Origin of the sequence: Pseudomonas sp. DWP2-2 (genome assembly GCF_049897065.1) — a bacterium.
Taxonomy (GTDB): domain Bacteria; phylum Pseudomonadota; class Gammaproteobacteria; order Pseudomonadales; family Pseudomonadaceae; genus Aquipseudomonas; species Aquipseudomonas paracarnis.
The window spans coordinates 541162-567474 of the sequence record NZ_JAFCVN010000001.1; the positions used below are offsets into that span (position 1 = coordinate 541162).

At 63.1% G+C, this 26313-nt stretch carries 22 protein-coding genes; 4 read left to right on the forward strand and 18 right to left on the reverse strand.

Annotated elements, in window-relative coordinates:
* Positions 1-48: 48 nt before the first annotated feature.
* The gene (locus ACP7CZ_RS02275) at positions 49-2559 is read left to right on the forward strand and encodes a fimbria/pilus outer membrane usher protein (RefSeq protein ID WP_054898359.1); all 2511 of its coding nucleotides are present in this window, start codon (positions 49-51) and stop codon (positions 2557-2559) included.
* A 59-nt stretch (positions 2560-2618) separates the two neighbouring features.
* Complete coding sequence (locus ACP7CZ_RS02280) at positions 2619-3455, forward strand: 5'-nucleotidase, lipoprotein e(P4) family (RefSeq protein ID WP_294164685.1); 837 nt, start codon at positions 2619-2621, stop codon at positions 3453-3455.
* A 171-nt stretch (positions 3456-3626) separates the two neighbouring features.
* On the opposite strand, the gene ACP7CZ_RS02285 is transcribed toward ACP7CZ_RS02280, so the two are convergent.
* The 18 genes from ACP7CZ_RS02285 to ACP7CZ_RS02370 all read right to left on the reverse strand — a co-directional run bounded on the left by ACP7CZ_RS02285 (position 3627) and on the right by ACP7CZ_RS02370 (position 22570).
* Positions 3627-4049: a RidA family protein gene (locus ACP7CZ_RS02285; protein ID WP_032896335.1), complete on the reverse strand. Its 423-nt coding sequence runs from the start codon at positions 4047-4049 to the stop codon at positions 3627-3629.
* Between the two features lie 11 nt (positions 4050-4060).
* Positions 4061-5644 (reverse strand): flavin monoamine oxidase family protein, encoded by a 1584-nt coding sequence (locus ACP7CZ_RS02290; RefSeq protein ID WP_294164679.1) that lies wholly within the window; start codon positions 5642-5644, stop codon positions 4061-4063.
* Between the two features lie 10 nt (positions 5645-5654).
* Positions 5655-6578, reverse strand: coding sequence for an ABC transporter substrate-binding protein (locus ACP7CZ_RS02295; RefSeq protein WP_054917520.1), 924 nt, complete (start codon positions 6576-6578; stop codon positions 5655-5657).
* A gap of 18 nt (positions 6579-6596) precedes the next feature.
* Positions 6597-7370, reverse strand: a complete 774-nt coding sequence (locus ACP7CZ_RS02300; RefSeq protein ID WP_057975008.1) for an amino acid ABC transporter ATP-binding protein — start codon at positions 7368-7370, stop codon at positions 6597-6599.
* Complete coding sequence (locus tag ACP7CZ_RS02305) at positions 7363-8334, reverse strand: amino acid ABC transporter permease (protein WP_197883705.1); 972 nt, start codon at positions 8332-8334, stop codon at positions 7363-7365. Before ACP7CZ_RS02305 ends, ACP7CZ_RS02300 begins: the two co-directional genes overlap by 8 nt.
* Positions 8335-8353: 19 nt before the next feature.
* Entirely contained in the window at positions 8354-10747 is a 2394-nt protein-coding gene (locus ACP7CZ_RS02310; protein WP_197900659.1) for a TonB-dependent receptor plug domain-containing protein, read from the reverse strand.
* Positions 10748-11720: 973 nt separating this feature from the next.
* Positions 11721-13847, reverse strand: coding sequence for a type II secretion system secretin GspD (gene gspD / locus ACP7CZ_RS02315; RefSeq protein ID WP_294362737.1), 2127 nt, complete (start codon positions 13845-13847; stop codon positions 11721-11723).
* Between the two features lie 5 nt (positions 13848-13852).
* Entirely contained in the window at positions 13853-14353 is a 501-nt protein-coding gene (locus ACP7CZ_RS02320) for a general secretion pathway protein GspN (RefSeq protein ID WP_054917530.1), read from the reverse strand.
* Positions 14350-14952, reverse strand: coding sequence for a type II secretion system protein GspM (gene gspM, locus ACP7CZ_RS02325; protein ID WP_032902001.1), 603 nt, complete (start codon positions 14950-14952; stop codon positions 14350-14352). The genes ACP7CZ_RS02320 and gspM overlap by 4 nt, the downstream gene beginning before the upstream one ends.
* Positions 14927-15919, reverse strand: coding sequence for a PilN domain-containing protein (locus ACP7CZ_RS02330; protein WP_294164667.1), 993 nt, complete (start codon positions 15917-15919; stop codon positions 14927-14929). Before ACP7CZ_RS02330 ends, gspM begins: the two co-directional genes overlap by 26 nt.
* On the reverse strand, positions 15916-16617 hold the full coding sequence (locus tag ACP7CZ_RS02335; RefSeq protein WP_236282622.1) for a general secretion pathway protein GspK: 702 nt from the start codon (positions 16615-16617) through the stop codon (positions 15916-15918). The genes ACP7CZ_RS02330 and ACP7CZ_RS02335 overlap by 4 nt, the downstream gene beginning before the upstream one ends.
* Positions 16614-17222, reverse strand: a complete 609-nt coding sequence (locus ACP7CZ_RS02340) for a prepilin-type N-terminal cleavage/methylation domain-containing protein (RefSeq protein ID WP_034128222.1) — start codon at positions 17220-17222, stop codon at positions 16614-16616. Before ACP7CZ_RS02340 ends, ACP7CZ_RS02335 begins: the two co-directional genes overlap by 4 nt.
* Positions 17219-17551 carry a type II secretion system protein gene (locus ACP7CZ_RS02345; protein ID WP_294164661.1) on the reverse strand — a complete coding sequence of 111 codons (333 nt, stop codon included), beginning with the start codon at positions 17549-17551 and terminating at the stop codon, positions 17219-17221. Before ACP7CZ_RS02345 ends, ACP7CZ_RS02340 begins: the two co-directional genes overlap by 4 nt.
* Entirely contained in the window at positions 17548-17973 is a 426-nt protein-coding gene (locus ACP7CZ_RS02350; RefSeq protein ID WP_236282620.1) for a type II secretion system protein, read from the reverse strand. Before ACP7CZ_RS02350 ends, ACP7CZ_RS02345 begins: the two co-directional genes overlap by 4 nt.
* A 7-nt stretch (positions 17974-17980) precedes the next feature.
* Positions 17981-18391 (reverse strand): type II secretion system major pseudopilin GspG, encoded by a 411-nt coding sequence (gspG, locus tag ACP7CZ_RS02355; protein ID WP_087715863.1) that lies wholly within the window; start codon positions 18389-18391, stop codon positions 17981-17983.
* Between the two features lie 20 nt (positions 18392-18411).
* The gene (gene gspF, locus ACP7CZ_RS02360) at positions 18412-19608 is read right to left on the reverse strand and encodes a type II secretion system inner membrane protein GspF (RefSeq protein WP_181125080.1); all 1197 of its coding nucleotides are present in this window, start codon (positions 19606-19608) and stop codon (positions 18412-18414) included.
* The gene (locus ACP7CZ_RS02365; RefSeq protein ID WP_252950993.1) at positions 19605-21272 is read right to left on the reverse strand and encodes a GspE/PulE family protein; all 1668 of its coding nucleotides are present in this window, start codon (positions 21270-21272) and stop codon (positions 19605-19607) included. The genes gspF and ACP7CZ_RS02365 overlap by 4 nt, the downstream gene beginning before the upstream one ends.
* Positions 21273-21529: 257 nt before the next feature.
* Positions 21530-22570, reverse strand: coding sequence for a LacI family DNA-binding transcriptional regulator (locus tag ACP7CZ_RS02370; protein WP_294164657.1), 1041 nt, complete (start codon positions 22568-22570; stop codon positions 21530-21532).
* Between the two features lie 201 nt (positions 22571-22771).
* On the opposite strand from ACP7CZ_RS02370, the gene ACP7CZ_RS02375 reads away from it, so the two are divergent.
* Positions 22772-24964 carry a TonB-dependent receptor gene (locus ACP7CZ_RS02375; protein ID WP_294164655.1) on the forward strand — a complete coding sequence of 731 codons (2193 nt, stop codon included), beginning with the start codon at positions 22772-22774 and terminating at the stop codon, positions 24962-24964.
* Position 24965: 1 nt separating this feature from the next.
* On the forward strand, positions 24966-26297 hold the full coding sequence (locus tag ACP7CZ_RS02380) for an LLM class flavin-dependent oxidoreductase (RefSeq protein WP_294164653.1): 1332 nt from the start codon (positions 24966-24968) through the stop codon (positions 26295-26297).
* Positions 26298-26313 lie beyond the last annotated feature (16 nt).

Consider the following 26313-nt stretch of genomic DNA (forward strand, 5'->3'; position numbering starts at 1 on the left):
GTTTGCGTGCCCGACTGTCCGTCAATCAGGGATGTCATAGGTCTTCGCATGTCTTTTCTTTCCAGCAACAGGCCCGCACGTGGCGTATTGAAGTTGAAGACGCTGTCGCTGGCGATTGCTGCCAGCTTGCCCAGTCTGACCATGGCCGATGACGCTGCGCAAACCTTCAACACCACCTTCCTGCAAGGCTCGCAGTCGCCGGTGGACTTGCAGCAATTGCTCTCGGCCAACAGCGTGCTGCCGGGCAATTACCGCGTCGACCTGTACAGCAACGAAATGCTGGTGGGCCGACGCGATATCGATTTCAAGCGCAACCCGAAAAACGGTCGTGTAGAAGCCTGCCTGACCCTCGACCTGCTCAAGCAACTGGGTATCGACCTGCACCGTTTGCAGGCCGAGGGCAAACTTGACCCGCAGCAGCCGCAGGACTGCTACGCCCTTGCCGACATGATCGAAGACGCCAGCGTGCGCTACGACAGCAGCCGTCTGCGCCTGCTCGCAAGTATCCCGCAGGTGGCGATGCAGCGTGGCTTGCGCGGGTATGTCGACCCACAGTTGTGGGACGACGGTGTGCCCGCCGCTTTCATCAACTACCAGCTCAACAGCAGCCGCACCGCCGGCGACTATAAAACCCGCATTGCCAATAACCTGGGCCTGCGCAACGGCATCAACCTGGGGGCCTGGCGCCTGCGCAACGAGTCGAACCTGAGCGGCGGCACCGATCGCTCGAACACCTTCACCAGCAACCGCACTTACTTGCAGCATGACGTCACCGCGATCAAGGGCCAGTTCAGCGCCGGTGAGATTTTCTCCGACACTGACCTGTTCGACAGCGTGCGCTATCGCGGGGTCAAGCTCGCCTCTGATGATGGCATGCGCGCCGACAGCGAGCGCGGCTATGCCCCCGTAATCCGTGGGGTGGCGCAGACCAACGCGACGGTGGAAATCCGCCAGAACGACTACATCCTCTACACCGCCAACGTCGCGCCAGGCCCGTTCGAGATCAACGATATCTACCCCAGCGGCTCCAACGGTGACCTGCAAATCACCGTGATTGAAGCCGACGGCACGCGCCGGGTGACGATGCAGGCGTTCTCCAGCCTGCCGATCATGGTGCGCGAAGGCCAGGTGAAATACAGCGTCTCGGCGGGCACGTTCAAAAGCAATGCCGATGGCCTGGCCTCCCCGCGCTTTCTCAGCGGTACGCTGGCCTACGGCTTGACCAGCAACCTCAGTGGGATTGTCGGTGTGCAAGCCAGTGAGGACTACAGCGCGCTGTCGATCGGTGCCGGGCGGAACACCTCGTTCGGTGCGTTCTCCCTGGATACCACCCATTCGTCCAGCAAGGCCCAGGGGCGAACCTCCCAGGGCAGCAGCGTACGCGCCTTGTACGCCAAGACCTTTGCCGGCACCGATACCAACTTCACCCTGGCCGCCTATCGCTACTCCACCGAGGGCTATCGCACCCTCACCGACCATGTGGAAGACAGCAGCGAAGACCTGCGCGTACGCACCGGCCACTCGAAAACCCGCACCGACCTGACCATCAACCAGAGCATCGGACGCAACAGCGAATTCGGCAGCCTGTATGTGAACGCCAGCGACCAACGCTACTGGAATCGGGGCGGCTCCCAGAGCTTTTCCGCGGGCTACACCGGCAACTGGGGCGACCTGAGCTACAACCTTGGCGTGACGCGCACCAAGCAGATCGTCACCTGGGGCGAGCCGAGCAGCGACACGCAGGTGAACCTGTCGGTGTCTTTCCCGCTGGGCAGCCAGGCCCGCGCGCCACGGGCGTTTGTCACCACCAGCCACCAACGTGGCGATACCACCACCCAAGCGGGCATCAATGGCTACGTGGCCGATACCAGCGACACTTTCTATTCGGTGCAGGCCGGCCACAGTGACACCAGCGGCGACTCAGGCTCGGTGAACGTCAACAGTCGCACCGCCGTGGCAGATGTCAGCCTCGGTTACAGCCAGGGCCAGGGCTACAACTCACAGAACTTCAACCTCGCAGGCTCGGTGGTGGCTCATGCGGGTGGCGTCAACCTGGGGCAGACGGTCAGCGAGACCTTCGCCCTGGCCGAAGTACCAGGCGTCTCTGGTGCCAAGATCAGCAGCTACAGCGGGGTGGAGACCGGGTACAACGGCTATGCCGTGGTGCCCACTGCGCAACCCTACCGGGTCAACTGGATCAGCCTGGACACCCGCGATCTGGGAGGCGACGTGGAAATCACCAACGCCACCCAGCAACTGGTGCCGCGCCGTGGCGCCATCGTGGTGGCGCATTACAGTGGCACTAGCGGGCGTCGCGTATTGTTTGAGTTGTTTGATGCCCAGCATCAACCGCTGTCGTTTGGTGCCTCACTGGAAGACGCCAATGGCAAGCAGTTGGCGATTGCCGATCCGAATGGCAATGCCTTGGCACTGGTGGAAGAGGATCAGGGCACGCTGATCATCAAGTGGGGTGAGCAGCATTGTCGTGCCACCTATGCGTTACCACCGCAGAACAAGGCGCTGAACTATGAGCGCCAGTCACTGGTGTGCACGCCTTGATTGTGCGGGTAATTGCGCTACTGTGCTGACCACGCGCCTACCCTCTGCGAGACTTGCTCATGCGTAACTTGTTATTCGCCAGTGTCTGCCTGTTGACCACCGCTCTGGCAGGCTGCCAGCAAACACCCCCTGCCAACGACCAACTCGATGCAGTGCTCTGGACCCAGACGTCCATCGAACACGAGCTGATCTACCGCCAGCTCTTCGCCAACGCCACCCGCCAACTCGATGTAGCACTGGCCGACCCCAGCTGGGACGCCCTGCCTTTGCCTGCCCGCAAGCTGACCGGTTTGCCGCCGGCGGTGATCGTGGATATCGACGAGACCCTGCTGGACAACGTGCCGCTCAACGCTCGCGACATCATCAACAATCAGGTCTATTCCTACGATCGCTGGAATACCTGGGTCGAGCAGGCCAAGGCCCAGGCGCTGCCAGGTTCCGTGGCGTTCCTGCAAGCGGCCAGACAAAAAGGTGTCAAGGTGTACTACCTCACCAACCGCGAACACAGCCAGGTCGCGACCACCGCCAAAAACCTGCGTTTGCGCGGCTTTCCGATTGAGAGCGACGAACAGATCCTGGCGGCCAGCACCCCCACCGGCCACTGCGAAAGCGCGGGTTATGGCAAGAACTGTCGTCGCCAGTGGGTCGCCAACCATGTCCGCGTGCTGTTGATGGCAGGTGACTCGCTGGGAGACTTTGTGCAAGCCGAACACAACACCCTGAATGCACAACGCAAGGCCGTCGAACCCTATGTGAATTGGCTAGGCCAGCGTTGGTTCCTGCTGCCCAACCCGAGCTACGGCAACTGGTATAGCGCGCCGTATGGGGATGATGAGAGCTTGCCGTTTGCGCAGAAACGCAGGCTCAAGCAGCAGGCATTGCTGTTGCAGGAGTAGGTGGAACCTCTGCCATGATGATCGTTCCCACGATCTGCATGGGAATACATTCTGTGACGCTCCGCGTCACCTTGTGCAGTGCGTGGCGCTTGCGAGGCGATGGGACGCGGAGCGTCCGGGGCGGCATTCCCACGCAGAGCGTGGGAACGATCCACACAGTGACGGGTGTGATCACACCGCCCTGGCCGCAATCGCCTCCACCTCCACCAACGCCCCCGGCAACGGCAACGCCACTACTTGCAACGCGGTGCGCGCCGGTTTGTTTGGCTGTTCGGGCGTGCCAAAGAACTGGGTATAGCCGCGCTGCAACCCGGCAAAATCCAGCTTGCCATCGGTCTCTTCGGCGCCGACCAGAAACACCCGTAACTGCACGATGTCGCCCAGGTCCAGGTCGTGTTGGCGCAGGATCTGGCGCAGTTTGTTGAACACTGAAACGCTCTGCACTTCGGTGTCGCCATATACCCCAGGCACCTTCGGGTCGGCGGGGTCCGGCAGCGTGCCGCTGACAAACACCAGGCTGGCCGAGGCCGGCACGGTGACGGTTTGCGAGATGGGGAACTCGCCGACGCTGGTGCGTTGGATGCTGTCGCTCATGGTGAGGCTCCTCAGGATGCGGCCAACGCCGCGAGTTGGTGTTGTTGGGTGATGCGCTCGGCCAGTTGCGCGACCACATGGCGCGCCGAGTTGGCTGCCGATTCCTGCCATATACCCACGCCGCTCTGCACCAGGCCGTCGCCGGCGAAGTACACCCGGCCATGGGGCTGTTCAAGCAGGGCGTGGGCCTCGGCGGGGAAGTGTTCACGTTGCAACCACGGGCCTTCGCTGTAGGGGATCTGCTCCCAGGACACTGCCAGAGGACTGCGCAAGTGCCTGGAGTAACCTGAATGCAACAGCTCCACGGCTTGCCGGGAAGCGGCGTACTGCTGATCGAGGGGCTGGCCGCCAAACACGTCGGCGCCCTCGCCGGTCACGTAACCGGCCACCAGCACGCCTTCGCGGGTGTTGAGGTCGTTGCTGGGGTACCACAGCAGGCGCGCCGGGTGCTCGATCCACGACAAGCCGCCGTAGGTACGGTAGTCGGTCTCCCAAAAGCGCGGGGATTGCCAGGCCACCTTGGTCGCCTGGTCGCTGCGGGTGCTGAGCAGGGCCGCCTTGACCGGCGCGCTGAAGTCCGTATCGAGCTTGGCCAGCAGGGGCAGCGGCAAGGTGGAGACCAGAAAGTCGGCACGCACCACCTGTTCACGGCCACTGTGCTGGTCGTGGTAAGTCACCGCCACGCCGTCCTCCAGCTGGCGGATCTGCCGCACCTGGGCGCCCAGTTGCACCTGCTCCTGCACGCGTCGGTAGAAGGCCTCGGTGATACGGTCCATGCCGCCCACTGGCTGGAACATGGTGGCCGAAAATTCCGGGAACTCGGTGTGCAGTAAAGCCCCCCAGAGTTCCGGGTGCAGCAACCGCTCTAACGTCAACGGCCTGCGGCGGTCGGGCAAGGCGCCAGGGTGGGCGGCAGATTCAAGGTGCCCGGAGCGCAGGGTGCCTTCAAAAGCCAGCTCTTGGGACAGGTCACCGTACACCTGCAAAAAACCGAGCAGACGTGTGCGCTCTTCGCCACTTAATACATCATCGAGAGCGTCGCGTTGCACCGCCTTGGCCAGCAACCCCGACAGATGCCCGCGGGTATCGTTGAGCGCCTGGCCGACACTGAACGCCGCTTGGCTGAGGTCCGGCCGCACCTGGGCGCCATGGCTGCTGTTGACCAGCACTTCCAACGGCACGCCAAGCTCACTGCAATAGTCGAGGATCGTGCGGTGCTGGCTGGGGATGCGCGCCGGCCCGGCGTTGAAATACTGGCCTGGGTCAAACCCCACCGTCTGCGAGCGACCGTCCTTATAGTCCACGCGGTCGCCGTTACGCAGGGTCCAGGTGCGGCCACCCACGCGCTCGCGGGCCTCCAGCACCTGCACACTGAAGCCGGCGCGCGTCAACTCCAGCGCAGTGACCAGCCCGGCAATTCCGGCGCCCAGCACCAGAACCCGAGTGCCCTGCCCCAGGTCGTCCTTGAGTTTCAGCGGTTGCGGTCGGCGGTGTGACGATGGGCCCAGGCCCAACACCGCCAATGCGTCCTTGACCGCCTTCTCACCGCCGACTGCGGCAATACTCGATAGCGCTTCACGTCGTGTCAGTCCCATGTCGATGCTCCTAGTCCGGCAGGCCCGGTGGGTTGATCAGCGACTTATCGACGCGCTCGACATCCAGGCCCCAACGTTGCAGCACCTGCTCGTACTGGCCGCCGGCAATCGCACCCTGCAGTGCCGTGTGGATCGGCTGCACCAGGCCGTTGTCCTTGCGCGTGGTCACCGCGATATCCGCCTGCAACGGCCAGCCACCATTGACGGTGCCGACACGCTTGATGCCGCCGGTGATCGCTGCCGAATAGGCATACACCGAGTTCGGCCCGAACAGTGCGTCGCTGCGCCCAGACTGCACCGCCAGTTGTGCGGCGGCCTGGTCGTCGAAGTACTGCAACAACGCAGGTTTGAGGCCGGCTTTCTCATTGGCCTCGTTCCACGCCAGCAGGACTTTTTCCTGGTTGGTGCCGGAGCCGACGATGATCTTCAGCCCGGCAATATCCGCCGCCTGCTTGATCTCACTGATCTTGCTGGTGCTCTTGACGTAAAACCCGAGCACATCCTGGCGGTAGGTGGCGAAGTCGAAACGCTTTTTGCGCGCCTCGGTCACGGTGACGTTGCTGATCACCGCGTCGTATTTGCCCGAGCTGACGCCCAGGGGCCAGTCTTCCCAACTTGTCTGCACGACGTTGAGTTGCAGGCCAAGGCTGTCGGCTACCAATTGGGCGGTGTCCGCCTCGCTGCCGATGGTGGTCTTGTCGTCACTGGCCAGCAGCGCCAGCGGTGGCCCGGCTACACCTGACACGGCCACGGTGAACTTGCCCGGCTGGGCGAACTTGAAGCCCGGCGGGATCTGCGCGATGGCCGCTTCATTGCGTGGCGCATGGATGCGCGGGCGATCGGGGCTGAGGTCGACCTGTTGCACGGCAAATGCGCTGTGGGCAGCGGCCCCGGCAATTGCCAACAGGACGACACGGGCAGTGGTGATAAACATGGGCAGTCACTCCTTGAACTAAAGCACTTTGCCGAGAAAGGCCTGGGTGCGGGGATGTCGGGGTTGGCGCAGGATCTGTTCGGGCGGGCCTTCTTCGATCAGTTGGCCGTCGCAGAGGAACACCACGTGGTCGGCCACTTCGCGGGCAAAGCCGATCTCATGGGTGACGATCACCAGGGTCACGCCCAGTTGGGTCAGGCCCTTGATCACGTCCAGCACTTCACCCACCAGTTCCGGGTCGAGGGCCGAGGTGGGCTCGTCGAACAGCAGCACTTTGGGGTCGAGCGCCAAGGCCCGGGCGATGGCGACGCGTTGCTGTTGGCCGCCGGAGAGCTGGCGCGGGTAGGCGTCGGCCTTGTCCGCCAGGCCGACCTTGGCGAGTAATTCATCGGCCTTGTCACGGGCCTGCAGCCGGCTCCAGCGCTTGTGCGCCAGGGGCGCTTCGGCGATGTTTTCCCAGGCGGTGAGGTGGGGAAACAGGTTGAAGTTCTGGAACACGAAGCCCACGTCGATACGGCGCTTGAGAATCTCGCGTTCGGTGAGTTCAAAAAGCAGGTCGCCTTTGCGCCGATATCCGACGTACTCACCGTCGATGGTGATATGCCCGCTGTCGATCTTCTCCAAATGGTTGATGGTGCGCAGCAAGGTGGACTTGCCCGAGCCGGACGGCCCGAGGATCACCGTGACCTTGCCAGGGTCAATGCTCAGGTCGATATGATCGAGTACCTGCTGGTTGCCAAAGCGCTTGCCCACGCCCTGGATCTGAATGCGCCCGGCGCGTGCTTCAGGCATGGGCCTTCTCCTTGAACCAGCGGCGCACGCGCTGCAACGGCGTGGGTGGCAGCACCCGCGCGGTGCCCCGGGCGAAGTGGCGCTCGACGTAGTACTGGGCGCTGGTGAGCACGGTGGTGATGATCAGGTACCAGACCGTGGCGACGATCAGCAACGGGATCACCGCCTGGGTGCGGTTGTAGATGACCTGCACGGTATAGAACAGCTCGGGCAAGGCCAGCACGTAGACAATCGAGGTGCCCTTGACCAGGCCGATGATTTCGTTGAACCCCGACGGCAAGATCGAGCGCAGCGCCTGGGGCAGGATGATCCGGAAGATGCGTCGAGAGGCCGGCAGCCCCAAGGCCGCCGCCGCCTCATGCTGGCCGGCATCCACGCCAATCAGCCCACCGCGAATGATCTCCGCCGCGTAGGCCGCCTGCATCAGGCTCAAGCCCAGGACGGCCACGGTAAATTGGCTGAGCACATCCACCGTCGACCACTCGGCGAACACCAGGTCGGTGAACGGCACGCCTAGCACGATGTGGTCGTACAGGTAGGCAAAGTTGTAGAGGATGATCAGCACCAGCAGCGCCGGCATCGACCGGAAAAACCAGATATAGCCCCAGGCCAACGCCGCCAGCAACGGCGAACCCGACAGCCGCGCCAGGGCCAGCGCGGTACCCAGCAGGATGCTGAACACTGTGCTCAACAGCGTCAGCAGCAACGTCTGGCCCAACCCGCGCAGCACCGAGGGCGAAAAGAACCACTGGCCGAACACCCCCCATTCCCAGCGCGGGTTCGTAGCCAGGGAGTGCACGATGGCGAGTAATACCAGCGCGGCAAAAATCGACCCGGCCCAGCGCCAGGGGTGCCGGGCCGGCACCACGCGCAATGACTTGATCGGCGTGGCGGCACGGCGCTGGCGCAGCGGTTGGGCGCTGACTTCATCCAGCAGGTCATAGGGTTTGGCGACAATGGGCATGTTCTTTTCCTCGCAGGCCTCAGAAGGCGTAAGTCAGCCGGGTGTAGTAATACCCACCGGTAAAACCGTAGGGCGAATAGGTGCCGTAGCTGGCAACCATGGTGCTGCTCGGCACCCCTTGTTTCTTGGGATAGAGGTCGAACAGGTTCTTGGCGCCGATGGCGATGTTCAGGTCTTTGGTGAGGCTGTAGCCCAGGTCGAGGTCGGTGATCCAGCGGGCGTTGTAGACCCGGTCCAGGTCACGATTGGCCGATGAGTTCACTTCCTTGTACGAGCCGTAGCGGGTCAGGGCCAGGTTGAGGTTGAAGCGTTCGATACTCCAGTCACCGCCCAGGATCAGCTTGGTGTTGGGTTGCACGCCGGTGATCAGGTTGCGCGCCTGGCGGTCCATCAGGTCGTAGGAGGTACCAAGAATGTGGGTGGATTCCTTGTAGTTGAGGATTTGGGTCTGGTTCCAGTTGAACGCGGCGGTCCACTTCAGCGCGCCGAACGCGCCCAGGTCCTGGTTGTAGCTGCTGACCAGGTCCAGACCTTTGGTGCGGGTGTCGGCGCCGTTGATAAAGTACTGGCCGCCGGAGGTGGAGTTGATGCCGTTGTTCTGCAACACCTGGGTGACTTCCGGGCCCAGCAAGGTGCCGGTAAGGGTGATGCGGTCACGCAGGTTGATCACGTAGGCATCGGCGGTGAAGCTCAGGCGGTCGGTGGGCGTGAGCGTGAAACCAAGGCTGAAGTTGGTGGAGCGCTCGGGCTTCAACGCCTGAGCGCCTAGCGCCTGGGCCGCCGCCGAGCCCACGGGGAGCACGCCATAGTTGATCGACTGATACACCCCATCGACGACGCCATAGGTGGTGGAGCGCGCACTGAACAGACTGTTGGCCAGGGACGGCGCACGAAAGCCATTGCTCACGGTGGCACGCACCGCGAACTGCGGGGTGAAGTCGTAGCGGGTGGTCAGCTTGCCGCTGCGGGTGGCGCCCACGCCCTCGTTGTAATGCTCATAACGCACCGCCGTGCCAACGTACCAGTCCGGCATGGGGTTGAAACCCACATCCACGTAACCGGCCAGGCTGTTGCGTGACGCGCTGCTTTCTTCGTCCGGTGAAATACCGTTGGTGACCTGTGCCCCGGACGACGCACAGTTACCCGGCGCCACGCAGTAACCGCCATTGGCATAAGACGCGTAATCGCCGGCTTGCACCTCGTAAGTGTCGCGCCGATGCTCGAAGCCATAGGACAGGTCCAAGGGCTTTTGCAGTCCGATGTCGAAGCCACGCTTGAAGTCCAGGTTGGTGGTCAGCTCGGTGGAAATCCAGGTACCGGAGGTGAAGCTGTTCGGCGTGGCTTCGCCCAGGGAAGGGTTCTGGTTGTGGGTGGTGCCCTGCTCCGCTTCGTTGCGCCCATAGGTGGTAGACAAGTCCCAGTCCCACTCGCCCACAGTACCCTTGCCACCAAACGCCGCCTGGAAGTCGTCCTCGTCGATGTACCAGGTCGGGGTGTACCCGGCCGGGTAACCGTTAGGCCCGGTGGTGATGGTGTTGGTGATGGTCGGCAGACGGAAGTTCTGCCCCTGCTCGGCCTTGCGTCGCGAGTAGGTGGCAAAGGAGTAGAGGCTGAGGCTGTCGTCGATCGGCAACTCGGCGTTGTAGCCCAGGGTCAGCAGGTTGGTCTTGGGCGTACCGTAGCCGCCATAGGTGGACTTGCCCGCCAGGCCATAGGCTTGCTCATAGCTGTAGCCGTTGGCGCTGGCCTTGTTGTCATCGTTCTGGCTGCGTGCATCCAGGGCCAGTTGCACGATGCCGCCGTTGCCGATTTCGAAGCCCTTGTTGAGGCTTTGCTGCACGGTCTGTTTCTTGCCGTCGTAGCCAAGGCCCGCGTGGGTCACCGAGGTACCGCGGGTGTCGGCCTTGAGGATCACGTTGATCACCCCGGCAATGGCGTCAGACCCGTATTGGGCAGCCGCACCATCGCGCAGCACTTCGACATGGTCGATGGCGCTGATGGGGATCAGGTCCAGGTCAGCCGGCGCCGCGCCGGTGTTGATGCCGTTGATATTCAAGGTGGCACTGGTGTGGCGGCGCTTGCCGTTGACCAGCACCAACACTTCGGCGGCGCTCAAACCCCGCAGGTTCGGTGCCCGGGCAATGCCGCTGGCGTCCCAACCGGTTTTTTCCGGCAGGGTCAGCGAAGGGATCACCGCGCTCAACGCCTCCATCAACCCGGGCTTGCCGGTGTTTTGCAATTGCCGGGCGCTGACCACGTCAATCGGCACCGGGCTGCTGGTGACCGTGCGCTGCTCGGCGCCACGGTTGCCGGTCACGACGACCGTCGACAAGGTGCTGTCATCCTGGGCCTGGGCTGCTGCGGCGAACAGCGACAGGGTCAGGGCAGCAGTAGGTTGCAGAATTTGCTTCATATCCATTCCCAGCTTTTTCCAAATCGCAAAGTCGGGCAGGCATGCGCCTGGCGCGACGTGGCCGGTAGTCAAAGGGGCGATGCGGCTTGGGCTAGGTGTGGGGCAAGCGAGGGGTTTGCAGTGGCAACATACGTTGAGCTCCCGTCCAACGACTCTGCTGCGGCGGGATGATTACCCGATCAGGCGCGCAGAATCTGAATCACGCTGGGTACCATCCGAGGTCAGGGGTAGGCTGTTGGGATCAAACATAACGGAATGGATTTTAAAAATATAATGCTATTTGGGCATAAGCTAATATTCTGTACTTTCATTATTTATAAAAACAATTATTCATAAAAATGATTTTTAATCTGAGCGCGCAGAACGCTCAAAGTGTGGGAGGGGGCGTGCTCCTGATGACTGTGGGCCAGTCAAAATGCATTTACTGACACGCCCCATCGCAACGGTAACTACGGACGGTAACCACGATGCGAAGCGAGCCGCTCTTGATCTTGATCTGCTTTTGATCTTAAGCGCCCCGTCAAACCACGCTGGCCGGAATTCGACAGGGATTTGGGGGGTAAACCGGCAGGGATGCCGGTTTAGCCGCCCCGCGCCATGGATGGCGCGTGGCGGCGGCCCCACAAATCACTGGCGGATTACGGGCACACCGAGCCAAAGCGAGGTGCCGAGTGGTGGGGCAAGAGCGTTTTGCTTACTTTTGCGCTTTTCAAAAGTGAGACGCCGTCAGGGCGGAACCCTAAGTGGCCGTTACCGCAGGAATGGATATGTACCCGGTATAACTGCGTCGCCTGTTAGGCCGCCTTCGCGAGCAAGCCCGCTCCCACAGTTTGATTGCGGAGTGTCAGGTAGATAGGTGTCGGCTGGTAGGCCGTTATCGCAGGCAAGCCAGCTCCCACATTTTTGATTGCGGAGTGTCAAGCCACCATCGGGAGCGAGCCCCCTCCCACATGGGTACTCGGTGCAGCCAGGATCATTGAGCAGGGCGCAACAGCTGCATCTGCTGGCGATAATCATCCGTCACCTGCCGCGCCTGGCTGCTGCTGGTAATCACCCTCGGCGTAATCAGCACAATCAGCTCCGTGCGGTCCTTGGACTTGCTGGTATTGCCAAACAACCAGCGCAACCCCGGAATCTTCCCCAGGTAAGGCACGGCACTGACGCTCTCAGCGTTGTCTTGCTTGATCAACCCGCCGAGCAGCACCGTCTGGCCACTCTGCACCGCCACCTGGGTGGACACCGAGCGCGTGGAGATACGCGGGTTCACCGGCGTCTCACTGTTCCCCGTCGGGTTCTGGGCATCACTGACCTGTTGCTGGATATCCATGTACACCAGCCCACCCGGATTGATGCGCGGCACCACATCCAGAATCACCCCCGTCTGCACATATTCCACACTGCTCAAGGTGGTGTCGGCGTCCCCGGTATTGACGGTGGTCTGACTGATGGGAATGTTGTCCCCCACCTGGATCTGCGCCGGCTGGTTGTTCATCACCACCAGGGATGGCGCCGACAGCACCTGGGTGCGGCCGTTGGTCTCCAGGGCGTGCAGGGCCACTTGCAGGTTGGAACTGACGAAGGAGTAGAACAACGAGTCCGCCGCCCCCAGCCCTGCCCCGCCACCGCCCAGGGCACCTTGGCTGCCGGAGGCGTTGGCCACCGTAGTGCTGGTGGAATTACCGGCCAGGCGGCCCAGGTACCACTGCACCCCCAGGTCCAGTTCGCCGGTGAGCTTGACCTCCAGAATGCGGGTCTCGATCTGCACTTGCAGCGGTGGGTTGTCGAGGCGTTTGATCGCCGCTTCGATCTCTTTCCATTGCGCCGGGCGGGTGCGCACCAGCAGTTGGTTGCTGCTTTTTTGCGCGGTGATGCGCGTGCCCGCCTCGAGGTCGCTGGTGGGCGATGCCTGGGTGTTTTCGGCAGGCTCGGATTCAGGTTCTTCGGCTGCGGGCACCGGGGCGCTCGCCTGCAAACCGGCACTGGTGGATGAGGACAAGGTGGTGGTACGCAACCCCGGCGCTACTTTCGCCGGGGCGTTATCCTTGATCGCACCATTGCCGTAGATCTGCCGCAGGTACTTGGCCAGATCGGCGGCCTTCATATTGCGCACGTCGTACACATACATCTGCGGCTCGTTACCGCCGCCCTCGTCGATGGTGCGGATCCAGTCGCCCACTTCGCTGAGGTACTGGGGCTGGGAAGAAATCGCCACCACCGAGTTGGTGCGCTCGACCGGCAAGAACCGCAGCATGCCGGCCAGGGGTGTGCCACTGTCCGCGCCGAACATGGCTTGCAGCTCGGGCATCAGCTCGGCCACCGAGGCGCGTTGCAGGCCGAACACCGCCACCGACATGCCCTTGAGCCAGTCCACGTCGAAGGTGTCGATGGTGTCCTGGTAGTTGGCCAGTTCGTCGGGCGTGCCGGCCAGGCTCAGGACATTGCGCGCCGGGTCCACCAACAAAAAAGCGTTTTCACGAGCGAAGGGTTTGAGCAGTTTCTGCATCTCGGTGGCCGAGATATAGCGCAGTGAAAACAGACGTGCCGAGAGGCCGCTGGCCGGTTGCGCCACGCGCATCTGCGGCACCAGCTTGCCCGCCACGGCCTGGTTGGCCGGCAGGATCACATAGCGGTTGCCCTGTTTGATCATGGCGTTGTCGGTCCAGGACAGCAGGGTTTCGAGAATCGACAGCGCTTGCTGTTTGTCCACGGGCTTGGAGGTGGAGAAGCTGACAGTGCCCTTCACGCCCTCGGCGATGCTGTAGTTCTCGTGCAGCAGGTCGCCCATCACGCTGTTGATCACGGCCTCGATGGGCTGATCGGCGAAGTTGAACACGATGTCGCCGCCCTGCTCCGGCACGTTTACGGGTGCCGCGGGCTGGCGCACGAACGCTTGATTGCCACGAATGAGCTGGCGCTGCGGCGGAGCCTGGGTGACAGGTGGAGCGGTTTCGGCCACAGGCGCCTGAAGCGGCGAGCGTTGTGCGCCGGTGCCCTGCAGGGCCTCGTGCAGCAGGTCGTCGTCCGGGTCGAGGGTGTCGGGCAAAGATCCACAGCCGCCCAGGGAGACGGCGGTAGCCAGGCAAAACAGCGAAGTGCGCATATCGATCAAGGGAGAGACTCGCGGGGATGTGAGTTCAGGGGTAACCGCTTACCGTAGAGGCTCAGGGTCTGGGTGCGCCCGTTGAGGGCAAAACGGGCGTATTGCGGGGTCAGGTGTTCCAGGCGCCAGCCGTTGGGCAACGCCTGGCCCAAGCGCACCGTGAGCGTGGGGCCGCCGGTTTGCTTGAGCATGGCCATTTGCAGGTTGCCGGTGATCATGATGCCGCTGAGGGTCAGGTTGGCCAGGCTCGCCACCTGGGTTTTACCCACCTCCCGGTCCGGGCGGCGATCCGGGCTGAACAGCGGCGTTTGCCAGGTACCGGCAAGGTCTTGCAACGCTGGCGTGGGAGCGGCCTGCACCTGGAACGATGGTGGCGCGTGCACCGGCGCATCGGGTAACCACCGGGGGGCGTCGCCGATGCTGCTGAGGATCATCGCCATCAACAGCCCCAAGAGCCCGGCCACGCCGAGCCAGCCCCATTCAAGAGGACGCAAGGGGCCAATCATGGTGCCACCCGCGCCGGTTGCAGGTAGCCGCGCACCAGCAGTTGCACCGCCAGCTTGCCCGCCCCGCCACTGGCTGGCGCCTGTTTGTCGCGACGAATATGCAGCTCATCGACGAACAGAAAAGGCGGCTGATATTCCAGCCCATGCAGGATCGCGGTCAGCGGTTCGATGGCGCAATTGAGCGTGAGGCTGACCTTGACCTGACGATAGGGCTCGCTGTCGTTTTGTTCAGGCGTGATCGGCTTGCGCTGGGTGAGGTTGCAGCCGCCGCCGAGGTTGGCGTGGCTGTTGATCAGGTCGGCAAGACGCTGCATCAGGTCGGCGGCGACCACGTCCGGGTCGTCCCCCGGCAACAGGCTGGCGCTGCTGGCCGGGTCTTGCTGTGCTTGCGCCAGCTGTTCGCGCAAGGCATCGCCCTGGCGTATGACGCTGGCATAGCGCTGCTGCTGTTCACGCAACTGTTCGGCCTGTTCACCCATGGCCCGCAGCGGCCCGGCGAACCAGCTGTCGATCAACAGCCAATAGGCCGCGCCGAGCACCAACGCCAGGGTCAACAAGGCGGCGCCGCGGCGTTCACGGCGTGTGAGGGGTCGGCGCATCGGCGGCCTCCTGGCGTAAGTGGGCACGCAAGGCAAACTGGTCCTTGCCGCTGCGTGCGTCGGGTTGGATCACCCCTTCGAACTGCGCGTTGTCCAAGCGCTGGCAGCCTTTGATGCGGCTGATCAGGCCACTGGCCTTGGCGCTCTGGCCGGAGAAACTCACCTCGCCGTCCTTGACGTCCAATTGGTCGAGCCAGGTGTCGGCGGGCAGGCAACTGGTCAAGTCATTCAGCAGCGCGGCCAGGGGCGGTTGCGCCCGTTTACGCTGGCTGAGGTACTGCGCCGCGCCACGGGTGTTGAGCAGTTGCTGGCGCAGGGCGTGCACCTGGGCGACCTCGGCTTTTTGCTGTTGGACAGTGGCGTGCATGCTGTCGAGTACCCGCTGGCGGTCGTTGAGCCACAACAGCATCGCCGCGATCAGCAACGCGCCGCACAACCACGGCAGGCTGCGCTGCAATTGCTTGCCGGCAGGCCGCGAACGCGGGCGTAACGGCGCGGGCAGCAGGTCGATACCCAGGCCCGCCACATCCACGCGGTGTGGGTACAGGCCGAGGCTGGCGCAGTCAGTGAGGACCTGGTCAAGGCGCTCGCGCAGGATCGCCACCACCCTCACCTCCAGGTGGCTGGGTGTGCGCCGCTCCTGGCGGGCGACGAAGTAGAGCTGCTCGGCATTGAACGGGGTGTAGCGGTCCAGTTCATAGCCAACCACCTCCACGAGGTTGCGCGCGGCAGCCAGAAGCAGCTGCACGCTTTGCTGCAACACGGCGTCGGGGGCAAGCATCAGCACCTGGCGCGTATTGCCTGGGACCACCGGTGTCGTCAGCGGCCAGTGATGAACGTGCTCGGGCGGTTCCTGGAACGCCAGCCACTTCGGCACACAGCCGCGTAACTCCGTGAGCCACAAGCGCCAGCCTTGTTGCAGCAGGCTGCCGCGCCAATAGCGGGCAATCGGTTCGAGTTGAATCATTCTTGCCACCGCACTACCCGATAGGGCTGTGCGCTGTCCTCCGCAGGGCTTAGTAAAAGGGTCAGTCGCAGGCGTGCCTGATAGCCGCCGGGGCGCTCGGCGCGGCTGTCGATCTCCACGACCTGGCCGGGGTCGACGCCCTCGGCGTCCTGGCGTGGCAGGTTCAACGCCTTGCGCATCAGGGGGCTGGCGAATGCCGGAGCGGGCCGGTCGAGGTCGCTCCACAAGGTGATGTGCGGCAGTAGTTGGCTGTAGAGCGCCGGGGTCATGCCGGGAAGTTGACGTACCTCCTCCAGCACCCGAAACGGCGCCAGGCCCTGATCGCGGCGAGTCTCAAGGGCCTTGGCCAACTGCTGGGCCTGAACCGGTGTTGCGCCGCAGGCCAGGGCCAGGCGCGTGAGGTCCTGGGGGGCGGCGTTGACCAAGTACAGCTTGCCGCGCTCACTGCGCACACTGACCTGCAAGCGGGCGTCGTCGAAGGTCAGCGCAATAGAACGCCCGTCCGCCACCCACTGCCCTTGCGCCATGACCTGTGCGATACCGGCCTGGGCGGCCAACAGTGTCTGAGTGTGCTGGCGCAGCCACAGCGCCTGGCGACTTTGCAGTTGCACCCACCCGGCCAGGCCACCCAGCAATACGCTGAGCAAGGCCAGCACCCACAACACCAGCAACAGGGCCGCACCGCGTTGGCACTTCATTCTTCGCTGCTCGCGCTGGACAGGTTCAGGCGCAGCGCAACCACCTGGGCGACCCATGGCACCGGCCCGTCGACGGAGGCGTCGATGCGCACCGCTGTGGGCAGGCGCCGGGGCCAGGGCCACGGGCTCAACCAGTCGGTGGGCTGGCCCAGTGGCGAGACACCGCGATAGCTGAACTGCAGCGCCTCGACGTCATGCAAAAGCACCTGCGGCTCATCGCGCTGCGCGTTGGCGTGGGAGGCACTCTGCGAAAAAGCCACCTGCAGATCCTGCCCCACCCGTTGCAGGGTAAAGCGCTGGATACCCCCGCCCAATACACCGGGCAAGGTCGCCACAAACTGCAGACGTTCAGGCGTGCCGATAAAAAAACCTTCTGCCTGGCTGTCATCGTCAGTGAGCTTTAGCGGCAGCGCCTCGCTGATCGAGGTGCGCAAAAACTGTTGGGCGGCGCGCATTTCATCCAGGCTGACGGTGTAGGCCTGGGCCTTGGCCACCGCCCGATTGGCCCCCAGCAACGCTGCGCTCACCAGCAGCAACAACACCGACAGCAAGCTGAGCACCACGAGCACTTCCAGCAACGTGAAGCCCTGCTCCCGGCGCTTCACAGGCGCGCCTTCAAGGTGCTGAAGTGCGCCTGATGCGCGCCTTCACGCACGTTAAGGTCGAGACGAAACAGGTGCGGCTGTTGGCTGGTACTGGTCAATTGCCAATGGATACCCTCGAGTTCGCCTTGGCGGGTTCCCTCCGTCAACGGGCCGGCGGCTTCCTGGTCCAGCACCGTGAGCGCGGCATGGCTGAGGCGGTCGCTGCGGGCCACCTGGGACAAGGCGCGCGCGCTCTGGCCGAAGGCAACCAGCAACACGCTGCTGCACACCGCCATCAACGTCAGGGCGGCGAGCATTTCCAGCAGGGTGAAACCGGCCTGGTGCTTCATGGCAGCGCCTTGGACTGCACACTGCCGGTGAGCCAACCTATGTCGATGCGCCAACGCCGGCTGCCGTTGGCCAGCAGCAGGTTACCGCCGGTAGAACTGCCGTCGGGATAGAACACCACGGCGGACCCTGCCTGCTCGGCACTGTGCAAGGTCACCTGCACCTGCGCCGGCCACTGTTGTGACGCACGCCCTGGCGCCTGGAACGTGCGGCCCTGGAGGTCGAATTGAGTGCGCGCCACCTGGCCGCTGACGATGGCGCTCGCCCGCGTGGCGCGCAGTGCCTCGACCATCTGCGCGACCACCCGGCGCTCCTTGGCCACCTGCAGCCCTTGCCGTACACCCAGCCCCAACAACCCCGCCGCAATGCCGATCAATAGGATGACCACCAGCATCTCCAGCAGGGTAAAGCCTCGCTGGGCCACGGGCGGGTTATTCCCAGTTGCCCAGGTCGGCACTGTAGCCCTCGCCGCCGGGTTGGCCATCCTGGCCGTAGAAGATCAGGTCGAAGGCACCGTGCTCACCGGGGAAGCGATAGCCGAACCCATGGCCGAACGGGTCTTTCAACTCCGAAGGCTTGGCGTAGGGGCCGGACCAGTTGGAAGCACTGGCCGGTTTGTCGAGCAGCTGTTGCAGGTTGTTGGGCGGCGCTCCCACGTCCAGGGCGTAGCTGTCGATCTTCATACTCAAACTGGCCAATTGCGCCTTGCCCGCGCCGTACTTGCCCTTGTCCACATTGCCACCGACCTGGCGCACCACAATGGTCGCGACAATGCCAAGCAGCACGATCACCGCCAGCATTTCCAAAAGGGTGAAGCCGCCTTGGCGGTGTCGGGTTTTCATCGGTTCTGCTCCTTGAAAGTTCATATATGGCTGGTGAGGCTCATCAGCGGCAGCATGATCGCCAGCATGATCACCGCCACCAGCACCGCCATGACCACGGTCAGGGTCGGCACCAGTGCCGCGAGCAAGCGTTCGATGGCGCGCTTGGCCTCGACGTCGAAGATGTCGGCGACCTTGAGCAGCATGCTGTCCAGTTCGCCGGCCTGTTCACCGACTTCAATCATATGCAGCGCCAGCTCCGGTAGCAGCGGCTGGCGGCCGAACGCATCGGCCAGGGTGCCGCCACCCTTGACCCGTTGCGCTGCCAGCGCCACTTGCGCCTGGAGCGCACGGTTGCTGCAGACTTGCCGGGCAATCACCAGCGCGGGCAGCAGCGCCACGCCATTGCTGAGCAACGTGCCGAGGGTGCGCGTCAGGCGGGCGGCTTGCACCCGTTGTAACAGCGGGCCGATCACGCGGATGCCCAGCAGATGACGGTCGTAACGCTCACGGCGCAGGGGGTCGCGCAGGCGCGCCGCCAGGATCCATCCACTGATCGACAACCCGGCCAGCACCACCAGGCCATAGGCGCCGAGGAACTCGCCGAGCGCCAGGATCACCTGGGTGATCAGTGGAATCGGTACGCCAAGGTCCTGAAAAATCGGCACGAATTGCGGCACCACATAGGCCAGCAACAGCGCCAGGGAACCCAGTACACCCACCACCAGGAACGCCGGGTAGATCAGCGCATTGATCACCTCGCCGCGCAGCAACTGGCTGCGCTCCAGGTAGTCGCTGAGCTGGCGCAGGGTGCCTTCCAGCGCCCCGCCGGCTTCACCGGCGCGCACCATGCTCAGGTACAGCGGGGAAAACGTGTCGCCCTCCTCCTGCAGCGCCGCCGACAACGGTTTGCCGGCCTTGACCTGGTCGCGGATACGCTCGATCAAGGCCCGCACCTGAGGATGGCGGGCTTGCTTGAGCAACAGGTTTAAAGCGCGTTCGAGGGGCTGGCCGGCGCCCAATAACGTGGCCAACTGCTGGGTGAAACTCACCAGCGCGGCGCCCTTCAACTGCCCGCGTGCCTGGCGCAACAAGGGGCTGCTGGCCGTTTCGATGTGCAGCAGCAACCACCCGCGCTGATGCAAGACGGCGACAGCAGCCGCCTGGTCAATGGCCTGCAACGTGCCGTTCTGGGCCACGCCCTGGCTGTCCAGGGCACGGAACTTGAACAGGCTCACACGTCATCTCCACGGGTGACACGCAACACTTCTTCCAGGGAGGTGACACCGGCCAGGGCCTGGCGCAAACCGTCTTCATACAAGGTGCGCAAACCGGCGCGGCGGGCGGCGTGTTCGAGGCTGGCGGCGTCGGCGTGGACCATCAGCAGGCCACGCAACTCGTCGTTCATTACCAACAACTCAGTGAGGGCACTGCGGCCGTGATAGTCACCGCGGTAAAGCAGGATCGGACGCTGCTCGGTCAGGCGATCCAGGCCGTGCTCCTTGATCAATTCCGCTGGGGCCTGGAAGGCCACGCGCGTGGCAGGGTCCAGGCGTCGCACCAGGCGCTGGGCGAGAATACCGCTGACCGTGGAGGCAATCAGGTAGCTCTCCACGCCCATGTCCAGCAAGCGCGTGATGCTCGCAGCGGCGCTGTTGGTGTGCAGGGTTGAGAGCACCAAGTGACCCGTGAGGGAGGACTGTACGGCGATACGACAGGTTTCCAGATCGCGGATTTCGCCGATCATGATCACGTCCGGGTCCTGGCGCACGATGGCGCGCAGCGCTCCGGCAAAGTCCAGGCCGATGGCGGGCTTGACCTGGATCTGGTTGATCCCTTCAAGCTGGTATTCCACCGGGTCTTCCACCGTGATGATCTTGCGTTCAGCCGTGTTGAGTTGCGACAGCGCGGTATAGAGCGTGGTGGTTTTGCCCGAGCCTGTGGGCCCGGTGACCAACAGGATGCCGTGGGGCCGCGCCAATAGATCCTGGAAGGCCGCAAGGCGCGGGCCATCAAAGCCCAGGCTGGGGAAATCGAATTGCACGGTTTGCCGGTCCAACAGGCGCATCACCACCGACTCGCCAAAGCTGGTGGGCACCGTGGACACCCGCAGGTCCAACGCTTTGCCCTGGATGCGCAGCATGATGCGCCCGTCCTGGGGCAGGCGTCGTTCGGCGATGTCCAGGCGCGCCATGATCTTCACCCGCGAGATCACCGCCGCCGACGAACTGGCAGGCGGTGCTTCGGCGTCGTGCAGCACGCCATCGATGCGGTAGCGCACCTTGAGTTGGTTTTCGAAGGGTTCGATATGGATATCCGAGGCGCGCTGTTCCACGGCGCGCTGCAGGATCAGATTGACCAGGCGAATCACTGGCGCTTCGGAGGCCATGTCCTTGAGGTGTTCGATGTCTTCCAGCACGCCGCCCTGCTCATCGAGGTTTTCGATCAGGCTGCCCATGGCGGAACGGCCCTGGCCGTAATAGCGCTCGATCAGCGTGTCGACTTCATTACGCGAACCGACGGCCAGCCAGACCGGCACCTCACAGGCATACGCCAGGGCCTGGAACGGATACCACTGCGCCGGGTTGGCGGCCATTACACGCAACCCGCCCTGATGCCACCCCATGGGCACGACCTGGTAATGACGCATAAAGCGCTCGGTAAGCACGGGAAGCGGGTCGAGCAACGGTGGCGCCGCGTCGGCCAGCAGCAGTGGCGCATCCAGCAAATCGGCCCAGGCGCGAGCCAGTTCGACCTCGGACACCAGGCCCAGGCGCGTGAGTAAACCGAGCAGGTCGCCAGGCTCAGTGGATAAACGCTGGGCGCGTTCCAGATCAGCGATTTTGAGCCCGGCGTGCTGCATCAGCCACGCGCACACCTGGTCGGTATGCGGGATCTGCATCTTGCAAGCATCGATGGGCGCTGACGACATCATTGAGGAATATCTAACGTTGCGAAAAGTATGGCTATTTAGAACTACCGAACAATGCCATTAGTTCGCCATAGCCCAGGCAGGCGTTAGCCGGGTGTATCGACTGGAAGTTATAGCCCTAGTTCCGGATAAGGGGGTAATTAAATACAAAACATTGCCAAATGCACTGATTTAGAGCGTTAGCAGCCAATAGCCACTAGTTGCAATTAGCCATAACGGCGGGTCATTCAGGTGCTCTCTCTTTCAATTAACTGACAGTGCAAAAGATTCAAGCGCTCAACTTCCTCATCGGTGGCTAATACGCCCAGACTTTGCAGGACGCGTGTGGCAGCGAGTACACCAATCTCCAACGCGGGTGGCTGGAGGGTGCTGAGGCTGGGCAGCAACATATGGGCAAACGGGTAGTCGCCAAATCCCAATACGGCGCAGTCCTGGGGAATGCTCAGCCCGGCGCGTTGACCGGCCAGCAAACCACCGGCGGCGAGGTTATCGTTGGCGAAGAAAATCGCGTCGGGCGTGATCGTCTGCCCCATCAGCGCGTCCATGGCCTGCTTGCCAGCTTCGAAGGGCGCACGGTCGGCGTCCGGCACAAAGACCCACGGCTGCACACCCAACTCGGAGAGGGTCGCGGTAAACCCATCGCGCCGCTCCAATGCGCTGAAGTCGCCCACTGCACTGTTTTGTACGAAGGCGATGCGCCGATAGCCTTTGCCATGCAAGTAGCGAGCGGCGGTGACGCCCACTTCATAATGAGAAAAACCCACTTGCAACGGCGCGCGTTCTGGCACGTAGTCCCAGGTTTCGACGATCGGTATATCTGCCTCGATGATCATCTTCTCGGTGCCAGGGCTGTGAAAGCGGCTGGTCAGCACCAGCGCTGCCGGCGACCAGCCGAGAAAGGCACGCACCGCACTTTCCTCCTGTTCGATGCTGAAATAGCTGGAGGCCAGCAACAGTTGGTAGCCGTGACGACTGAGGGTGTCGCTGAAGCCCTGCAGCGTATTGGCAAAAATCGGCCCCGAGATATTCGGAATCACCATCGCGACGATTTTGCCTCGCGCAGAGGCCAAGCCACCGGCCACCAGATTGGGCACATACCCCAATTGCGCCACCACCTCGGCGATACGCTCGCGGCGCTCGGGCGAGACCTGTTCAGGTTGGTTGAAGTAACGCGACACGGTAATGGCCGACACCCCGGCCTGGCGTGCCACGGTGTTCAGGGTGACGCGTCCGGCGCCCCGGCGTTTGCGCGGTGGATGTTCGCTCACGAAATAGCCCTATAAAAAAGGAATATAAAACTAATTTTTTAGTATTTGACGCTCTAAACGGCCCGCTTCAATAATGCCGATGTTAGCGCTAACAAAGCGCGCTGTCTGCTACTCGCTCGAGCGAATGCCCAAGACATGTTCACAGGCGCTGACGGTCGCAGAACCGCAGCGGACCAGGGTATTTTTTCGAGCGGGCACAGCATGCATAACTTTCCACGGCACACCCATTTGTTGCTTCTGGCCGGCCTCAGCGCCTTGCCCGTCTGCGGCGCTGTTGCAGCTGATGAGCAGGAACCCACGCTCCAATCCGTGACAGTCACCGCTACCCGCCGCGAAGAATCGCTGCAAAAAGTCCCGGTGGCCGTCTCGGTGCTTGAGGGCGAGCAACTGGAGCGTGACAATCGCAACGAAGTGGCGAGCATCGCGCAGCAGGTGCCATCGCTGAACTTTCGCACCGGTGCTTCGAACAAGGACACCTCATTGTTCGTGCGCGGCGTGGGCACCATTTCTACCTCGCCTGGAGTGGAGCCCACTGTGGCCACGGTGATCGATGGCGTGGTCTATGCACGCCCCGGCCAGGCCACCCTCGACCTGCTGGACCTTGAGCGCATCGAAGTACTGCGCGGCCCGCAAGGCACGCTGTTCGGCAAGAACGCCTCGGCCGGCGTGCTGAATATCACCAGCAAGGCGCCGACGGCCCAGACCCACGGGTTTATCGATCAGTCGTTCTACAGCGGCAATGAAAGCCGCACGCGCTTCGGCATCGGCGGCAGCCTGGTACCGGAGGTACTCAAAGGCTCGATCAGCACCTTGTTCGGCAGCTACGACGGCAACGTCGACAACCGCCATAACGGTCAGGAGGTCAATGGCTACAACCACAAGGGCGTTCGCGGCAAGCTGGAGTTCACGCCCAACGACGACGTGAAGCTGACCCTGATCGCCGATTACATGCAGTCCCACGATGACGCGCCCAATGGTGTGGTCAGCAAGTCCCTGAACCCGGCGTTCAGCAATGCCTTGAGGCCGGTGCGCGCCTCAAGCGACAACCGCGATATCAACACCGATACCCGCAGCCATGTGCAAGACACCAACAAGGGCCTGTCGGCACAGTTGGACTGGAACCTGGGCGACTACACCCTCACCTCGATCACCGCCTGGCGCGGCTGGGACAACATTCAATATCAGGATGGCGACCGTCTCGGCACGGTCACCGCCGTGTTCCCCGGCACCGCCGACAAAGGCGACCTGGCGTTCGACCAGTACTCCCAAGAGCTGCGCCTGGCCTCGCCCAAAGGTGAGTTCCTTGAGTACGTAGGCGGCCTGTTCTACATGCATGGCAAGGATGAAGAGACCTATCAGCGCACCCTCACCACCACGACGCGAGTCGATCGAGGCATTGCCGACTACAGCACCACCAGCGACAGCTACGCGGCGTTCGGCGAGACCACGCTCAACTTCACCTCGCGCTTTCGCGGCATCGCCGGTTTGCGTTACACCCATGACGACTTGAAGTACGGCCATCGCCGCGTGTCCACCTCTGCCACTACCGTCAGCGGCATTCAACCGGCGACATCGAGTTCTGGTTCGGTAGACGAGGACGGTTGGTCCGGGCGGCTGGGCGTGCAGTACGACATCAGCGACACCGTGACCAGCTACCTCACTTACTCGCGCGGCTACAAAGGCCCGGCCTATAACGTGTTCTTCAACATGCAGCCGCGCGACACTGACGCGCTCAAGCCGGAGACTTCCAATACCTGGGAAGCCGGAATCAAGGCCACTGCCTGGAACAACCGCCTGACCACCAACCTGGCGGTGTTCCACAGTGACTACGACAACTACCAGGCCAACTTTTTCGACACCGTCGCCGGCCAAGTCGTGACACGCCTGATCAACGCTGGCAGCGTCAGCACCGAAGGCGTCGAGCTCGATTACGCGTTGCAAGCCACCCAGCAACTCAAGCTCTCCGGCGCCCTGGCCTATACCCGGGCGCGCATCGATCAGTTCGCGTGCCCGCCAGGCGCGGCGGCGACCTGCAACGTCAATGGCAAGCCACTGCCGTTCAGCCCGGACTGGAAAAGCTACGTGCGCGCCGACTACAGCATCCCTCTGGATAACGGCCTGGATATCGAACTGGGCACTGACTACAGCTGGCAGAGCGAAGTGCAATACGACATCAGCCAGAACCTGGACACCAAACAAGGCGCCTACGGCATCTGGAACGCCAGCGTGGCCCTGGCCGACTACACCAATGGCTGGCGCGTGGCGCTGTTGGCGAAGAACCTCGCCGACAAATCCTACTCACCGCTGCTAGCCAGCGGCGGCAACTACATCTACCGCGCCGTGCCTCGTGACGATGAGCGTTACTTCGGCGTGCAACTGCGCAAGGATTTCTAGCATGAGCCGTCAACTCAAACTCGGCGCCTTCCTGATGGCTACCGGGCACCACGTGGCCGCCTGGCGCCACCCCGACGTACCGGCGAATGCTGGCCTGGACTTCGCCCACTACAAGCATTTGGCACGGGTGGCGGAAGCGGCGAAGTTCGACGCACTGTTCCTGGCCGACAGCATCGCCGCCGCCACCGGTGAGGTCGCGAGCCAGATGGCGCGTTCGGATCATTTCGAGCCGCTCACCCTGCTTTCGGCCCTCAGTGCCGTGACCGAGCATATCGGCTTGATCGCCACCGCCACCACCAGCTACAACGAGCCGTACCATGTAGCGCGCAAATTCGCCTCGCTGGATCACCTCTCCGGCGGCCGCGCAGGGTGGAACCTGGTGACGTCGGATAACGCGGCCGAGGCGCTGAATTTTGGTCGTGACGAGCACCTGGGTCACGCCGAACGCTACAGCCGCGCACGGGAATTTCATCAGGTGGTGACGGGGCTGTGGGACAGCTGGGACGAAGACGCCTTCGTGCGCGACAAGGCCAGCGGGCGCTATTACGAGCCAAGTAAACGCCATGTGCTGGACCATGTGGGCGAACACTTCCAGGTCAAAGGCCCCCTGAACGTGGCGCGCTCGCCCCAGGGCCAGCCAGTGATCGTGCAGGCTGGCTCCTCGGAAACCGGCCGTGAACTGGCCGCGCAGACCGCCGAAGTGGTGTTTACCGCGCAGACCTCACTGGCCGACGCGCAGGCCTTCTACAGCGACCTCAAAGCTCGCCTGGGCCAATACGGGCGCGAGGCCGATTCGCTGAAAATCATGCCGGGCGTGTTTGTGGTGGTGGGGCAAACCGAAGCCTTGGCCCAGGCCAAATTCGAAGCGTTCCAGGCGCTGGTCGAACCCAAGGTGGGGGTGGCGTTGCTGGGGCGCATGCTGGGTAATTTCGACCTGTCCGGCTACCCGCTGGATGGGCCGCTGCCGCAGCTACCCTTGACCGACAGCGGACAGCGCAGCCGTCAGCAACTGCTGAGTGAACTGGCCCAACGCGAACAACTGACGCTGGCGCAACTGGGCCGACGCATTGCCGGTGGACGCGGTCATTACAGCTTGATCGGCACGCCGCTGCAGATCGCCGATGAACTGCAGCGCTGGTTCGAAGAAGGTGCGGCGGATGGCTTCAATATTCTGGTACCGCACCTGCCGGGCGGGCTGGAGGATTTTGCCCGCTGGGTGGTTCCCGAGTTACAGCGGCGCGGTTTGTTTCGGCGCGAATACACCGGCACCACACTGCGCGAAAACCTGGGTTTGGTGCGCCCGGTCAGCCGTTTCAAGAAGACGCGATCATGAAGCCGCAGGTAAGACG

What these genes read in the sequence shown, in the direction of transcription:
- ACP7CZ_RS02275 (WP_054898359.1), top strand. Translation starts at nt 49, where the DNA reads ATGTCTTTTCTTTCCAGCAACAGGCCCGCACGTGGCGTATTGAAGTTG.
- ACP7CZ_RS02280 (WP_294164685.1), top strand. Translation starts at nt 2,619, where the DNA reads ATGCGTAACTTGTTATTCGCCAGTGTCTGCCTGTTGACCACCGCTCTG.
- ACP7CZ_RS02285 (WP_032896335.1), bottom strand. Translation starts at nt 4,049, where the DNA reads ATGAGCGACAGCATCCAACGCACCAGCGTCGGCGAGTTCCCCATCTCG.
- ACP7CZ_RS02290 (WP_294164679.1), bottom strand. Translation starts at nt 5,644, where the DNA reads ATGGGACTGACACGACGTGAAGCGCTATCGAGTATTGCCGCAGTCGGC.
- ACP7CZ_RS02295 (WP_054917520.1), bottom strand. Translation starts at nt 6,578, where the DNA reads ATGTTTATCACCACTGCCCGTGTCGTCCTGTTGGCAATTGCCGGGGCC.
- ACP7CZ_RS02300 (WP_057975008.1), bottom strand. Translation starts at nt 7,370, where the DNA reads ATGCCTGAAGCACGCGCCGGGCGCATTCAGATCCAGGGCGTGGGCAAG.
- ACP7CZ_RS02305 (WP_197883705.1), bottom strand. Translation starts at nt 8,334, where the DNA reads ATGCCCATTGTCGCCAAACCCTATGACCTGCTGGATGAAGTCAGCGCC.
- ACP7CZ_RS02310 (WP_197900659.1), bottom strand. Translation starts at nt 10,747, where the DNA reads ATGAAGCAAATTCTGCAACCTACTGCTGCCCTGACCCTGTCGCTGTTC.
- gspD (WP_294362737.1), bottom strand. Translation starts at nt 13,847, where the DNA reads ATGCGCACTTCGCTGTTTTGCCTGGCTACCGCCGTCTCCCTGGGCGGC.
- ACP7CZ_RS02320 (WP_054917530.1), bottom strand. Translation starts at nt 14,353, where the DNA reads ATGATTGGCCCCTTGCGTCCTCTTGAATGGGGCTGGCTCGGCGTGGCC.
- gspM (WP_032902001.1), bottom strand. Translation starts at nt 14,952, where the DNA reads ATGCGCCGACCCCTCACACGCCGTGAACGCCGCGGCGCCGCCTTGTTG.
- ACP7CZ_RS02330 (WP_294164667.1), bottom strand. Translation starts at nt 15,919, where the DNA reads ATGATTCAACTCGAACCGATTGCCCGCTATTGGCGCGGCAGCCTGCTG.
- ACP7CZ_RS02335 (WP_236282622.1), bottom strand. Translation starts at nt 16,617, where the DNA reads ATGAAGTGCCAACGCGGTGCGGCCCTGTTGCTGGTGTTGTGGGTGCTG.
- ACP7CZ_RS02345 (WP_294164661.1), bottom strand. Translation starts at nt 17,551, where the DNA reads ATGAAGCACCAGGCCGGTTTCACCCTGCTGGAAATGCTCGCCGCCCTG.
- gspG (WP_087715863.1), bottom strand. Translation starts at nt 18,391, where the DNA reads ATGAAAACCCGACACCGCCAAGGCGGCTTCACCCTTTTGGAAATGCTG.
- ACP7CZ_RS02365 (WP_252950993.1), bottom strand. Translation starts at nt 21,272, where the DNA reads ATGCAGATCCCGCATACCGACCAGGTGTGCGCGTGGCTGATGCAGCAC.
- ACP7CZ_RS02375 (WP_294164655.1), top strand. Translation starts at nt 22,772, where the DNA reads ATGCATAACTTTCCACGGCACACCCATTTGTTGCTTCTGGCCGGCCTC.
- ACP7CZ_RS02380 (WP_294164653.1), top strand. Translation starts at nt 24,966, where the DNA reads ATGAGCCGTCAACTCAAACTCGGCGCCTTCCTGATGGCTACCGGGCAC.